Origin of the sequence: Kitasatospora sp. NPDC053057 (assembly GCF_044546945.1) — a bacterium.
GTDB lineage: Bacteria > Actinomycetota > Actinomycetes > Streptomycetales > Streptomycetaceae > Kitasatospora.
Genome location: NZ_JBITZP010000008.1, coordinates 156,963 through 170,794, shown reverse-complemented (window position 1 = coordinate 170,794; position 13,832 = coordinate 156,963). Strand labels below are relative to the sequence as shown.

The 13,832-nt window shown below is 73.8% G+C and carries 11 protein-coding genes; 7 read left to right on the top strand and 4 right to left on the bottom strand.

All coding sequences use genetic code 11. The features are described 5' to 3' along the window. Nucleotides 1-113: 113 nt before the first annotated feature. A complete protein-coding gene (locus ACIG5E_RS12005; protein WP_396533219.1) occupies nt 114-1,553 on the top strand; it encodes an MFS transporter in 1,440 nt (479 codons plus the stop codon). 10 nt (nt 1,554-1,563) lie between these two features. Here ACIG5E_RS12005 and ACIG5E_RS12000 read toward each other — a convergent pair whose 3' ends face one another. Next, a complete protein-coding gene (locus tag ACIG5E_RS12000) occupies nt 1,564-2,859 on the bottom strand; it encodes a hypothetical protein (protein WP_396533218.1) in 1,296 nt (431 codons plus the stop codon). A gap of 481 nt (nt 2,860-3,340) precedes the next feature. Between ACIG5E_RS12000 and ACIG5E_RS11995 the strand changes: the two genes are divergently transcribed. Genes ACIG5E_RS11995 through ACIG5E_RS11985 form a run of 3 tightly spaced genes read left to right on the top strand, consistent with a single transcriptional unit; the run spans nt 3,341 to nt 7,835 of the window. Then, nucleotides 3,341-3,985: a class F sortase gene (locus tag ACIG5E_RS11995; RefSeq protein WP_396533216.1), complete on the top strand. Its 645-nt coding sequence runs from the start codon at nt 3,341-3,343 to the stop codon at nt 3,983-3,985. After that, nucleotides 3,982-5,298, top strand: a complete 1,317-nt coding sequence (locus ACIG5E_RS11990; RefSeq protein WP_396533215.1) for an alpha/beta hydrolase — start codon at nt 3,982-3,984, stop codon at nt 5,296-5,298. The genes ACIG5E_RS11995 and ACIG5E_RS11990 overlap by 4 nt, the downstream gene beginning before the upstream one ends. Further along, nucleotides 5,295-7,835: a rhomboid family intramembrane serine protease gene (locus ACIG5E_RS11985; protein ID WP_396533214.1), complete on the top strand. Its 2,541-nt coding sequence runs from the start codon at nt 5,295-5,297 to the stop codon at nt 7,833-7,835. The genes ACIG5E_RS11990 and ACIG5E_RS11985 overlap by 4 nt, the downstream gene beginning before the upstream one ends. Before the next feature lie 102 nt (nt 7,836-7,937). Here ACIG5E_RS11985 and ACIG5E_RS11980 read toward each other — a convergent pair whose 3' ends face one another. Next, the gene (locus tag ACIG5E_RS11980) at nt 7,938-8,366 is read right to left on the bottom strand and encodes an SsgA family sporulation/cell division regulator (protein WP_396533213.1); all 429 of its coding nucleotides are present in this window, start codon (nt 8,364-8,366) and stop codon (nt 7,938-7,940) included. A gap of 308 nt (nt 8,367-8,674) precedes the next feature. On the opposite strand from ACIG5E_RS11980, the gene ACIG5E_RS11975 reads away from it, so the two are divergent. From ACIG5E_RS11975 to ACIG5E_RS11965, 3 genes are all read left to right on the top strand, one after another. Next, complete coding sequence (locus tag ACIG5E_RS11975; RefSeq protein ID WP_396533268.1) at nt 8,675-10,507, top strand: DEAD/DEAH box helicase; 1,833 nt, start codon at nt 8,675-8,677, stop codon at nt 10,505-10,507. A 373-nt stretch (nt 10,508-10,880) separates the two neighbouring features. Beyond that, nucleotides 10,881-11,531 (top strand): IclR family transcriptional regulator, encoded by a 651-nt coding sequence (locus tag ACIG5E_RS11970; RefSeq protein WP_030308168.1) that lies wholly within the window; start codon nt 10,881-10,883, stop codon nt 11,529-11,531. Between the two features lie 71 nt (nt 11,532-11,602). Continuing rightward, nucleotides 11,603-12,409, top strand: a complete 807-nt coding sequence (locus ACIG5E_RS11965; protein ID WP_396533212.1) for a S16 family serine protease — start codon at nt 11,603-11,605, stop codon at nt 12,407-12,409. A gap of 131 nt (nt 12,410-12,540) precedes the next feature. Here ACIG5E_RS11965 and ACIG5E_RS11960 read toward each other — a convergent pair whose 3' ends face one another. Both ACIG5E_RS11960 and ACIG5E_RS11955 read right to left on the bottom strand, forming a co-directional pair. Further along, nucleotides 12,541-13,098, bottom strand: coding sequence for an Lrp/AsnC family transcriptional regulator (locus ACIG5E_RS11960; protein ID WP_396533211.1), 558 nt, complete (start codon nt 13,096-13,098; stop codon nt 12,541-12,543). A gap of 118 nt (nt 13,099-13,216) precedes the next feature. Beyond that, nucleotides 13,217-13,753, bottom strand: coding sequence for a hypothetical protein (locus ACIG5E_RS11955; protein ID WP_396533209.1), 537 nt, complete (start codon nt 13,751-13,753; stop codon nt 13,217-13,219). Nucleotides 13,754-13,832 lie beyond the last annotated feature (79 nt).

The window sequence follows — 13,832 nt, the reverse complement described above, 5'->3', positions numbered from 1 at the left end:
GCTCAAGGTGCTGCACTGACCCATCGGGGCCACCGGTCCTAGGCCTGCGGACCGATCCGGTCACCGACCCGAGTCAGGGGCCATCGAAGCAGACGGCCCTTACGATGTTACGTATGACCACTGCCTCCCCCACCTCGGTCGACTCGACCCCGATACCCACCGGAACCGACCCCGGCGGCGGGGTCCTCAGCGGCCGCTACCGCGCGCTGACGCTGGGGATCGTGTCGGTGGTCCTGGTGATCGCCTTCGAGGCGACCGCCGTCAACACCGCGATGCCGACCGCGGCCCGCCAGCTGAACGGCCTCGGGCTGTACGCCTTCGCCTTCTCCGGCTACTTCACCACCACGCTGTTCGCCCTGGTCGTCTCCGGCCAGTGGTGCGACCGGCGCGGCCCGCTGCGGCCGCTGTTCACCGGCATCGCGGTGTTCAGCGCGGGCCTGGTGGTGGCCGGGACGGCACCCGGCATGTGGGTGTTCGTGGCCGGGCGGGCGATCCAGGGCCTGGGCGGCGGGCTGGTGATCGTCGCGCTGTACGTGGTGGTCGGCCGGGCCTACCCGGAGCGGCTGCGGCCGTCGGTGTTCGCCGCCTTCTCCTCGGCCTGGGTGCTGCCCTCGATCGTCGGACCGCTGGTCTCCGGGGCCGTCACCCAGCACCTCGGCTGGCGCTGGGTCTTCCTGGCCGTGCCGGTGCTGATCCTGCTGCCACTGGCGGTGATGGGCCCGGCACTGGCCCGCTCCGAGCGGGAGCACCCGGTGCTCCGCGGTGCGGACTTCGACCGCCGCCGCACCCTGCTGGCCGCGATGGCCGCAGTCGGCGCCGGGCTGCTGCAGTACGCGGGCCAGCGGCGAGACCTGGTCGGGCTGCTCCCCGGGATCGCCGGGGCGGCGCTGCTGGTGCCGGCCGTCCTGGGGCTGCTGCCGGAGCGGACCCTGCGTGCCGGGCGCGGGCTGCCGACCGTGATCCTGCTGCGCGGGGTGGCGGCGGGGGCGTTCTTCGCCGCCGAGGCCTTCATCCCGCTGATGATGACCACCCAGCGCGGCTTCTCGCCGACGCTGGCCGGGCTCACCCTGACCAGCGGCGGGCTCTCCTGGGCGCTGGGCTCCTGGCTGCAGGGGCGGTCGGGGGCCGAGCGCTACCGCGAGGCGATGATCCGGGGCGGCTTCGTGCTGACCGCGGTGGCGATCGCGGGCGCCGCGCTGGTGCTGATCCCGGCGGTGCCCTCCTGGACGGCGTCGGTGGCCTGGGGCGTCGGTGGCGTCGGGATGGGGCTGACGGTCGCCAGCGTCAGCGTGCTGATGATGCGGCTCTCGGCGCCCGAGGACGCGGGGGCGAACTCGGCCGCGCTGCAGATGAGCGACGCGCTGGGCAACGTGCTGCTGACCGGCCTGGCGGGCGTGCTGTTCGCGGCGCTGGGCGGCGGCTCACTGGCCGCCGCCCACGAGGGCGCCGGGGCCGGGGGCTCGCCCGGCGCCTTCGCCGCGATCCTGCTGGTGATGTCCGCGGTGGCGGTGCTGGGGGCGCTGCTCTCCGGCCGGGTCCGCGCCCGATCCTGACGGCCCCCGGTCAGCCGGCGGCGGGGGAGGGAACCGGCGGCGCCGCCGGGGTGCCGAGGAAGTTCTCCCAGCCGCCGGCCGGGGACTGGCCCGGGCCGAGGCTCCGCAGCTTGCGCAGCACCGCCGGGTCCTGGGCGTCCAGCCAGTCCACCAGCTGGCGGAAGGAGACCAGCCGGACCTCCGGCTTGCTCGCGATCGACTTGAGCGCTTCCTCGACGGCGTTCATGTAGATGCCGCCGTTCCACTCCTCGAAGTGGTTGCCGATGATGTACGGCGCCCGGTTGCTGTTGTAGGTGCGGTCGAAGCCCATCAGGTAGGAGTCCCGGGCCTGGGTCTGGAAGCCCGGGTAGAGCGCCGGGTCCGCCTTGGTGTTGGGGCCGCACTGGTTGTACATGATGTTGTAGTCCATCGACAGCACCTGGAAGGTGTGCCCGGGGAAGGGGATGGCCTGCAGCGGGAGGTCCCACAGCGCCCCGCCCTGGATCTTCTGCGGCCACACCTGGGTGCCGTTGCCGCTGCTGTCGTAGCGCCAGCCGCGCTTGACCGCGGTGGGCAGCAGGTTGCGCTGGCCCTCCAGGCAGGGGGTGCGGCTGCCGATCAGCTCCTTGCGGTAGTCGAAGGGCAGCGCCGGCAGGTCGGTGAAGCCGGTGTTGGTGCGCCAGTTCGTCACGAAGTCCATCGCCTGCTGGATCTCGCTGTCCCACTCCTCCGGGGACCACTGGCCGACGCCGGTGGAGCCGCAGAAGTGGCCGTTGAAGTGGGTGCCGATCTCGTGGCCCTCCAGCCAGGCGGCGTGCACGTTCTCCAGGGTGTCGTGGATGTGCTGGTCGCTCAGGTAGCCGATCTCGGAGGCGCCGACCTTGTGCTGCGGCGGGCGGTACAGGTCCTTCTTGGACTCGGGCAGCAGGTAGAGGCCGCTGAGGAAGAAGGTCATCGAGGCGTTGTGCTCCTGGGCCAGCCGGCGGAAGCGGCTGAACAGGCCGTTGTCGAGCTCGCCGGCGCCGTCCCAGGAGAACACCACGAACTGCGGGGGCCGCTGGCCGGGCTGGAGCCGCTCGATGACGGGCTGGTGGGGCTGGGGGCCGGTGTCCGAGGTGGAGCCGTCGCCGATCAGCACGGCCTGCGGCTTCTGCGGGACCGGGGCCGGGGTGGCACTGTGGTCACCGGGCGTCGGGGCCAGCGGGACGGCGTTGCCGGCCGTGTGCTCCCCGCCCCCGCCGGCCCGGTCGCTGCCGCAGCCCGCCGTCAGGGTGGCGGCGGTGGCCGCTCCGGCGGCCAGCAGGGTTCGGCGGGAGAGCGCGTCCATGGTCACTCCGTTCATGAGGCGTTCGGCAGGCAGGCAGGCAGGCAGGCGGCGGGCCGGCGGCGGGGGTGCGTGCGGCGTGCGGGCGGGCGGGCGTCGTGCCCGCGGCAGGCGTGCGGCGTGCGGAAGTCCGTTCGGACCGGAGGGCGATGGAGCCCATGACCGGGTCAGCATGCCACGCGGGCCGGAACGGTCCGAGAGGCGCAGCGAACGGTCGTGATCGATCGCCCGATTGACGCAACCGGACCGGCGGGCCGGAGCGTCGATGCTGTTCGACGGGTGGTAGCGCCGCGCCCGTGCGCGCGACGGCGCTGTCACGCTATGTCGCCGAATGTCCACTGGGCGCAGGATCGGGGCCGTCGACCCTGCCGATCGGCGGGTGCGGATACGACCGTGGTGGGGACGTGCCTTAGGGTCCGATCCGATTGAATGAGTTCCCAGGAAACTCCCAGGAATGGGATCCGGCCGGCAGAGGGGAGCACCCGTGGGCGTCCAGCAGAGCAGGAGCCCCTGGCCGGGCACCCTGGCGGCCGGTGCCGCGCTGGTGCTCGGCGCCTGGCTGCTGCACGACGGCGGCTCGGCCGTCCTGCCGCCCGCGCCGGGCACCGGGCAGGCGCTGTCCGGCTTCGCCCCGGTCTCGATCGTCCCGCCGCTCGGCCCGTCCACCCCGACCAGGATCCGCATCCCGGCCGTCCGGCTGGACGCCCCGGTCACCGAGCTGGGCCTGGACCCGGACGGCCACCTGCAGGCCCCGCCCGCGGCCGACCGCAACCTCGCGGGCTGGTACCGCGGCGGCGCCAGCCCCGGCCAGCGCGGCACCGCCATCCTGGCGGGGCACGTCGACAACAAGGCCGGGCCGGCCGTCTTCTACCACCTGGGAGCGCTCCGCCAGGGCGACCGGATCGAGATCGCCCGCGCCGACGGCGCCACCGCCGTCTACCAGCTGTACGCCATCGAAGTGCACGACCGAAAGGACTTCCCGGACGACCGGGTCTACCGCCAGGCCGCCGACGCACAGCTGCGGGTGATCACCTGCGGCGGCGCGTACAGCGAGGGACACGGCTACGAGAGCAACGTCGTCGCCTACGGATTCCTGGCCGACACCACACCGCCGGGCAAAGCCGCATGACCACGCTCACCCTCGCCACCCGCTGGAACCCGATCGACTGGCCGCTCACCCACGGCCCCGTCCCGTACGCCGTGCTCGCCGCGGGCTGGGTCGCGCTCGCCCTGCTGGCGATATCCCGGCACGAGCGCTGGCGCGCCCCGCGCATGCTCGGCGCCCTGCTGCTCGGCGCCGTGCTGACCCTCCTGGTGAAGATCGTCGTCGACGACTGGTGGCACCCGTTCCCGGAGGGCACCCCGGACTTCGTCCTGCACTGGACGGCCGTCGCACTGTTCGCCCTGGCCCTGCTCTGCTTCCGGGCGTCGCTGCTGCCCACCCGCCGCAGGTTCCTGGCGGTCGGCGGCGTGGTCCTGGTGGTGCTGATGGCCGCCTCGCAGGTCAACCGGGGCTTCGACCAGTACCCGACCGCCCGGGCCATGCTGGCGCCGCACACCGACGAACTGACGATGGGACGGACCGCCGCCACCGTGCAGGGCTCACCCGGCCGCCCGCTCGCCGAACTCTGGCACGCGCCGGCCGGCCTGCCGGACAAGGGCACCCTCTCCACCGTGACCGTCCCCGGCACCAAGTCCGGCTTCAGCCCCCGCCCCGGCTACGTCTACCTGCCGCCCGCCTACCGGGCCAACCCCCGGCCGCTGCTGCCCGTCGTGGTGCTGATGCCCGGCCAGCCCGGCGCGCCGGAGGACTGGGTCAACTCCGGGGCCCTCCGGGAGAGCCTGGACGCCTTCGCCGCCCGGCACCACGGCCTCGCGCCGATCGTGCTGGTCGCCGATGAGACCGGCGGCAACTTCGCCAACCCGCTCTGCATGGACTCCCGGATCGCCAAGTCGCAGACCTACCTGGGCGTCGACATCCCGGACTGGATCCACCGCAACCTGCAGACCGCCACCGGCCGCGGCGCCCTCGCCATCGGCGGGCTCTCGCTCGGCGGGACCTGCGCCCTGCAGCTGGCCGTCAACGCGCCCGACGTGTACGGGACCTTCCTGGACATCTCCGGGCAGGAGGAGCCGACCCTGGGCACCCACCAGGAAACCGTGGACCAGGCCTTCGGGGGCGACGAGACGGCGTTCGACGCCGTCGACCCGGTGCACCTGATGGCCGCCAGGAAGTACCCCGACACCGCCGGCATGATCGTGGTCGGCGCCAACGACCCGTGGTTCCGGCCAGGGCAGGAGAAGATCCATGCGGCGGCGCAGGCGGCGGGCATGAAGGTCGGCTACCAGACCATCCCCGGCGGGCACAGCTGGACGGTGTTCCGGCAGGCCTTCGAGCAGAACCTGCCCTGGCTCGCCCGGCAGACGGGGCTGATCCGGTGACCCGACTACTCGCCGCACCGCCGCGGGCCGCCGAGCAGGAGCAGGGCGCCGACCTCGCCCCGGTCACCCGCACGCCGGAGGCGGGCCCCCAGCGGATCCGCCGGGCGGCCCGGGTGCTCGGCGGCCGGCTGCGCTCGGCGCCGCTGACCCTCTCGCTGCTGGCCGGGCTCTGGGCGCTCGGCGCGGCCGCCGGGAGCCTGTCCGGCGGGCCGTCCGCGCGGCTGCTCGCCCGTACCGGCGTCGGCCCGCCCACGCTCGGCGAGGGCCGCTGGTGGACGCCGGTCAGCTCGCTGCTGTGGTGCTCGGGCATCGGCGCGTACGTCTTCACCAGCCTGCTGCTACTCCTGGTCGGCCCGGCCGCGGAGCGCCGGCTCGGACGGCTGCGCACCCTCGCGGTGCTGGTCGGCGGGCAGGTCGCGGGCACCCTGCTGGGCACCGGGCTGGTCGAAGTCGGCTCGCTGGCCGGCGAGCAGTGGACCGTCTCGGTGGCCGACCAGACCTCGGTCGGGCCCGGCGTCGGCCTGTTCGCCCTGGCCGGGGTGCTGGGCTACCGGCTCACCGTGCTCTGGCGCCGCCGGCTGCACCTGCTGGTGCTGCTCGTCCCGCTGGTCATGACGCTGTACGTCGGCCATCTGCAGAGCGTCCAGCGCTGCGCCGCCGCACTGCTCGGCCTCGGCGTGGGCGCGCTGCTCAGCCGCGGCCGGCCGTACCTGCGCAGCCACCGCTCCTCGCACTCCGAGACCCGGGTGCTGGTCGCGCTCTGCCTGGTCGCCGCCGCCTGCGGACCGCTGATCGCCTCGCTGTACGACGACGCCAGCGGGCCCTTCAACACCTTCTCCGAGCTGTACTTCTCCCACCGGCTCAGTCCGGAGGAGGTGGCCGACTTCTGCGCGGTCTCGGCGCACGACTGCGCCCGGGCACACGCCGTCGAGCGGATATTCGACACCCCCGGCCGGCTGATGGCCGCGCTGTTCCCGGGGCTGCTGCTGGTGCTCGCCGAGGGGTTGCGCCGGGGCCTGCGGTTCGCCTGGCGGATCAGCGTCGCCACCGAGCTGCTCTGGACGGCGCTGCTGGCCTGGCTGTACTTCGAGGCCGGGCCGGTCAGCGGGGACGTGGTGCAGTACTTCGTCGAGGCGATGCTGCTGCCGCTGCTGACCACCGTCCTGCTGCTGGCCACCCGGCAGCGGTTCCGGCTGCGGCTGACCGGCCGGGCGGTGGGCCGGCTGGCCGCCGTCGTCGGCGGGGCCGCGCTGGTCGCCGCGGCGGCGTACGTGGGCCTCGGGCGGCTGGTGGCCGGGCAGTTCGAACCCGGCGCGGGCCTGCGCGGGCTGGTGAACGGGCTGCCCGCGCAGTTCCTGCCGCCCGCCTACAACGACCTGCTGCCGGACTACCCGATCGCGGTCGGCCCGGTGGCGCTGTTCCTGGAGACGTACTGCGGGCTGGCGTTCTGGGTGGTCGCGCTGGGCGCGCTGCTGTCGGCGTTCCGCCGTCCGATGCTGCACGCCGACGCGGCGGCGGCCGCCCGCGCCCGGGCGCTGCTCACCGCGCACGGCGGCGGGACGCTGTCCTTCATCACCACCTGGGACGGCAACCACTACTGGTTCGACGAGCAGGGCCGCGCGGCCGTCGCCTACCGGGTGGTCGGCACCGTGGCGCTGACCACCGGCGATCCGTTCGGCGCCCCGGAGGACCGGGCCGGGGCGGTGGCGGGCTTCGCCCGGTACTGCGACGCACGGGGCTGGACGCCGTGCTTCTACAGCGTCAGCGCCGAGACCAGGGCGGCGACCGCCCAACTGGGCTGGCGCTCGGTGCAGGTCGCAGAGGACACCGTGGTGCCGCTACCCGAGCTGGCCTTCACCGGCCGCAAGTGGCAGGACATCCGCACCGCCCTGAACAAGGCCGGCAAGCAGGGCATCACCGCGGAGTGGTGGACGTACCACGAGGCGCCGCTCGCGCTGCGGGAGCAGATCCGGGCGATCTCCGAGGAGTGGGTCTCCGAGAAGGGCCTGCCCGAGATGGGCTTCACGCTCGGCGGGCTGGAGGAGCTGGACGACCCGGACGTGCGGGTGCTGGTCGCGGTGGACGGGGAGCGGGTGGTGCACGGGCTGACCAGCTGGATGCCGGTGTACGAGGACGGCGTGGCGGTCGGCTGGACGCTGGACTTCATGCGGCGGCGCTCGGACGGCTTCCGGGGCGTGAACGAGTTCCTGATCGCCTCGGCCGCGCTCGGCTTCAAGGCCGAGGGCGCGCGCTTCCTGTCGCTGTCGGGCGCGCCGCTGGCCCGCGCCGGGCAGGACGAGGAGCCCACCGGGCTGCAGCGGATGCTGGACTGGATGGGCAGGGTGCTGGAGCCCGTGTACGGCTTCCGCTCGCTGCTGGCGTTCAAGGCGAAGTTCCAGCCGGAGTACCGGCCGATGTACATGGCCTACCCCGACCCGGCCGCGCTGCCCGGCATCACCAGGGCGATCGGCAAGGCCTACCTGCCGCACCTCACGGCGGCGCAGGGCGTCCGGCTGATGCGCAAGCTGTCGGGCTAGCCCTTTCCGGCCCCGGAGCCGGGCGGCCGTCCCACTCACGACCGGCGCTGACGGGCTCTGACGCCCGGAAGCGCGGGGCGCTCCCGGACGCCGGGCGCCTCGTCAGCCGAGCAGCTGGGCGAGCGCGCGGTCGGCGTCCAGGTGCAGGTGCTCCTCGCCCTCGGGGACGAGCAGCCGGCTGCGCCACAGGAAGCGCCGCAGGTCGGTGGTGTCGAACCGGAGCAGCGCGGTGCCCTCGGGGGCCCGCAGCTCGACCATGGTGCGCCGGCCGACCGAGGGCCGGACGTGGACGTCGCCGACGCCGGCCGGCTCCTCCCGGCCGGAGGAGAGCAGCCGGCGGGCGAACACCCAGACGATGTCCTCGGCGCTCCGGCCGTCCGCGACCTCGTCCAGCGAGAACTCGGCGGGGAAGGCCATCCGGACCGCGAACGGGTCCTCCGGCAGGTAGGACAGGACGACGCGCAGCCGGGCGGAGCGGTGCGGGGAGAGGATCAGCCGGGCCTGGACGGTCTCTTCGACGGCGGAGTGCAAGGGTGGGTCCCTTCGTTCGGTGCGGGCCGCGCGACGGCAGGTGGGGTTGGTGCGGCCTCACCCTGGTGAGAGTCCCGGGGGCGCCGGGGATTACGAGGTTTTGAGGGCGATCGCCTGTGACCTGCGTCACGTCGATTTCCGGCCGTCCGGGCCCGGCGCGGAGCCCGGCCTGGAGGCCCGAACAGCCCCGGACCGGTACGCTGGGCGGGTTGTCCGATCGCCGCCCGACCGCGGGGCGAGGCCGCAAAACCGCCTCTGACCTGCGATGATCCCCCTCGGAGACCGTGAGTACTGCCGCCGCCTCCTCGATGCCGCTGTTCTCCGACGTACCGGAGCCGCAGGAGCCCGCCCGGGCCGTCGGCCATGCCGCACCCGCCGCCTCGCACCACCTCTCCCCGGCCTTCCCCGGCCGCGCCCCCTGGGGCACCGCGGGCAAGCTGCGGGCCTGGCAGCAGGGTGCGCTGGACAAGTACATCGAGACCCAGCCGCGCGACTTCCTCGCGGTCGCCACCCCGGGCGCAGGCAAGACCACCTTCGCGCTCACCCTGGCCTCGTACCTGCTGCACAACCACCTGGTGCAGCAGGTGACGGTCGTCGCGCCGACCGAGCACCTGAAGAAGCAGTGGGCCGAGGCCGCCGCGCGGATAGGCATCCGGCTGGACCCGGCGTACTCCTCCGGGCCGCTCTCCCGGGACTACCACGGCATCGTGGTCACCTACGCGGGCGTCGGGGTCAACCCGATGCTGCACCGCAACCGCACCGAGGCCCGCAAGACCCTCGTGATCATGGACGAGATCCACCACGCCGGTGACTCCAAGTCCTGGGGCGAGGCCTGCTTCGAGGCCTTCGAGCCGGCCACCCGCCGGCTCGCGCTGACCGGGACGCCGTTCCGCTCGGACACCAACCCGATCCCGTTCGTCGCGTACGACGCGGGCAGCGACGGCATCCGCAAGTCCATCGCCGACTACACCTACGGCTACGGGCACGCGCTCGCCGACCACGTTGTCCGCCCGGTGATCTTCCTCAGCTACAGCGGCAACATGCGCTGGCGCACCAAGTCCGGCGACGAGCTGGAGGCCCGGCTCGGCGAGCCGATGACCAAGGACCTGATCGCCCAGGCCTGGCGCACCGCGCTGTCCCCGCAGGGCGAGTGGATCCCCTCCGTCCTCCAGGCCGCCGACCGGCGGCTGACCGAGGTCCGCAAGGCCATCCCGGACGCCGGCGGACTGGTGATCGCCACCGACCAGAACGTGGCCCGCGCCTACGCCAAGATGCTGCGCGAGATCAGCGGCGAGAAGGTCACCCTGGTGCTCTCCGACGAGGCCGAGGCCTCGAAGCGGATCTCCGACTACGCGGAGGGGACCTCGCGCTGGATGGTCGCCGTCCGCATGGTGTCCGAGGGCGTCGACGTGCCCCGGCTGTGCGTCGGCGTGTACGCCACCTCGATCTCCACCCCGCTGTTCTTCGCCCAGGCCGTCGGCCGCTTCGTGCGCGCCCGCAAGCGCGGCGAGACGGCCTCGGTGTTCCTGCCGACCATCCCGATGCTGCTGGGCTTCGCCAACGAGATGGAGCTCCAGCGCGACCACGTGCTGGACCGGCCGAAGAAGGAGGGCGACGGCCTCTTCGACGAGGAGGACCGGCTGCTCGCCGAGGCCGAGCGGGCCAACGACGGGCCGGACGGCGCGGGCGGCGAGGAGTTCTCCTACGAGGCGCTGGGCTCCGAGGCGGTCTTCGACCGGGTGCTGTACAACGCCATGGAGTTCGGCATGCAGGCCCACCCCGGGAGCGAGGAGGAGGAGGACTACCTCGGCATCCCCGGCCTGCTGGAACCGGACCAGGTGCAGATGCTGCTGCAGAAGCGCCAGCACCGGCAGATCCAGCGCAGCAAGGCCAAGCCCGCCGAGGAGGCCGACCTGCTGGAGCTGCCGGCCGAGCAGCGGCCGGTGGTCACCCACCAGGAGCTGCGCGAGCTGCGCAAGGAGCTGAACGCGCTGGTGGCCGCCTGGCACCACCGCACCAGCCAGCCGCACGGCACCATCCACAACGAGCTGCGCCGCCAGTGCGGCGGGCCGCTGACCGCGCAGGCCACCGCCAACCAGCTGAAGGCGCGGATCGCCAAGATCCGGGAGTGGGCGAAGTAACGGTCCGGCAGGCGGGTCCGGGCCGGACCGGTCCGGACCCGTCCGTTCCGGCGTGTCCGGACATCGGACCGGCGTCGAACCGACGCCCCGGCAGGGCTGGGGGAATGGCAGGGTTTGTCCGGAATTCCCGGCGGCGTCGATGACGATCACGCCCGAATTTTGGACAACCACTTCCGCCGCGACATTTCCTTCACTACCTTTCCCCCACGCTCTTCCACCGGGCAACCCCCGCGGGACGGGCTCCGCAGGACCGTGCGGCCGTCAAGGACGACACCGTACGGCCCGAGCGCGGCCACCCCCACCTGCGCGCGACACCGCCCCCCCGGGCCCGGCGCCGTACGCCCCGCGAGCGCCGCGGAAAGGACCGCCCGTCGTGACTGCCGAGACCTCCCAGACGCTGGACCGCGGCGTCCGCGTCCTCAAACTCCTCGCCGACTCCGAGCGCGGGCTCACCGTCACCGAGCTGGCCGCCCGGCTGGCCGTCAACCGCACCGTGGTCTACCGGCTGCTCGCCACCCTGGAACAGCACGGCCTGGTCCGCCGCGACATCGGCGGCCGGGCCCGGGTCGGACTGGGTGTGCTGCGGCTGGCCCACCGGGTGCACCCGCTGCTGCGCGAGGCCGCGCTGCCCGCCCTGCGCAGCCTGGCCGAGGACCTCGGCGCCACCGCCCACCTGACCCTGGTGGACGGCAACGAGGCGCTGGCCGTCGCCGTGGTCGAGCCCAGCTGGACCGACTTCCACGTCGCCTACCGCACCGGACTGCGCCACCCGCTCGGCGAGAGCGCGGCCGGCCGGGCGATCCTGGAGGCCCGCACCTTCCCCAGCCAGCGCCGGCCCGAGCAGGGCTTCGTCATCACCCGTGCGGAGGAGCAGTCCGGGGCCAGCGGGGCCGCCGCCGCGCTGCTCGGGCTGAGCGGCATCGAGGGCAGCGTCGGCGTCGTGATGCTCAACGGGCTGGTGCCCGAGCGGGTCGGCCCGCGGGTGGTGGAGGCGGCCACCGAGGTCGCCGACGCCCTGAGGTAGCCTCCGCGCCTGAGCGGAGCGAGCGGGCCGGCGGATCACGCGGCGGTGCCGGGTGTGTTTGGATTCCCCTTGTGTCCGACACCAAGCTGCCCAAGGCCCTCTCGTCCCCGCGGACCCGCGCGCTCGCGCTCTGCGGGGTGCTGGTCGCCGCGCTGTTCGGCGTGGCGGCCTTCGTCCCGCTGCCGTACACCATCACCTGGCCGGGCCTGACCGCGGACACCCTGGGCGCGTACCAGGACAGGCCGGTGCTCACCATCAGCGGGGCGCCGCTGCGCGGCACCACGGGCGAGCTGCGGATGGTCACCATCACGGCCACCAACCCGGAGCAGCGGACCACCCTGTGGCGCTCGCTGCAGGCCTGGTTCGACCCGAAGGAGGCCGTGCAGCCGACCGAGGTGGTGTACCCGCAGAGCAACCCGGCCAAGGCCAACGCGGAGACGGCCCAGCAGATGGCGGAGTCGCAGGACAGCGCCACCGCGGCCGCGCTCGGCTACCTCCACCTCTCGCCGGACCAGGTGAAGGTCAAGGTCGACCTCGGTGACGTGGGCGGCCCCAGCGCCGGGCAGATGCTGGCGCTGGGCATCGTCGACAAGCTGGCCGGCGACGGCAAGGGCGGCGACCTCACCGGCGGGCTCAAGATCGCGGGCACCGGCACCATCGACAAGGACGGCACCGTCGGCCCGGTCGGCGGCGTCCCGCTGAAGACCCAGGCGGCGGCCCGGGACGGCGCGACGGTCTTCCTGGTCCCCAAGGACGAGTGCACGGACGCCAAGGTGAACACCCCCAGGACGCTGCGGCTGGTGCCGGTGGGCACGCTCGCCGAGTCGGTCGCGGCGCTGGACGCGCTGAAGAGCGGCGGCAGCGTCCCCAGCTGCTGACCCGGCCGCGTACTCCTGCAACTGGGCCCGGACCAGGCCGGCCACAGCGGGACCGGCCAGATAGTGCCCGGAGTGCCGCTCCAGGGCCTCATGCCTATGCCGAGTCGGCGCATCGACCCCGACGGACCGTCCTACTCGGCGGCGGCCTGGTCCACCAGCGGCAGGATCCGGTAGGGCACCGGGTTCTCCAGCACGATCGCGGTGGAGGAGCGGACGATCCCGTCGAAGCCCACCACCCGGTCGATCACCCGCTGGAGGTCCGCGTTTGAGCGGGCCACGATCCGCACCAGCATGTCCCCGATCCCGGTGATGGTGTGCAGCTCCAGCACCTCCGGCACCCGCGCCAGGTGCGCCCGCACGTCCGCGCCCTGGCCCTGGGAGATCTCCAGGGTGGCGAAGGCCGTCACCGGGTAGCCGATCGCCGCCGGGTCCACCTCCGGACCGAACCCGCTGATCACCCCCTTGGCCTGCAGCCGGTCCAGCCGGGCCTGCACCGTGCCGCGGGCGACCTGCAGCCGGCGCGAGCACTCCAGCACGCCGATCCGGGGCTCCTCCGCCAGCAGCCGGATCAGCCGGCCGTCCAGGGCGTCGATGGAGTCGTTCCCGCCGCCCGCCGGGGTCGTGGAAGCGCCCTGGGGGGCGGGGGAGTCGGGTGAGCCGGGGGAGCTCGGGGACTGGGCGGGGGGCATCGCGGCTCCGTCCTCCGGTGGGCGTTCTGTACAGCGGCGCCGCCGATTCTCCCGCCCCGGGGCGCAGCTTGACCAGGATGAAACGGAACAGTTGCGCGCCGGTCCGCCCGGCGCCGGATCAGCGGACCGCCGTCTCCACGACCGGCGGGTGGCCGTTCCAGTAGACGAAGACCGAGTTGGCCTGGTTGTCCTTGGTGAAGTCCACCCGCATCCACTGGTCGCCGTTCCACACCTGCATCTGCCAGCCCGGGTCCGGGGTGGCGGAGACCAGCGAGGCCTGGTCGGCGCGGATGTCCAGGGCGACCCGGCCGCCGGGGATCGGGTAGCTGCGCACCGTGGACGTGGTGGTGGGCACCGGCCGCCTGGTGGGCGGGGCGGCCGCGGTGGTGGCCGCGGCGTTGGCCGGGGAGTGCGCGGCGGTGGTGGTCGCGGTCGGGGAGGCGGACTGGGTCGGGGTGTCCGCCGTCGGCGCCGGGCCGGGGGCGGCGGTCGCGCTGTGCGGCGTGCCGCCGGCCTTCGGGGAGGGCAGCGGCAGTGCGGTGGGCTGCTCGAACGCGGCCCCGGTCAGCACCGCGTGCACGCCGAGCCAGGACAGCGCCACCGCCGCCCCGGTGGCCGCCGCCCAGGCGCAGAGCTGTACTAGTCCGTTCCGCATCGTCCGCACATCCTGCCGTATTTCCCGGTCGGCGGAGACCGGCACCCCCGGTGTTCGGCAAGGCAGTTGCACCATGTCC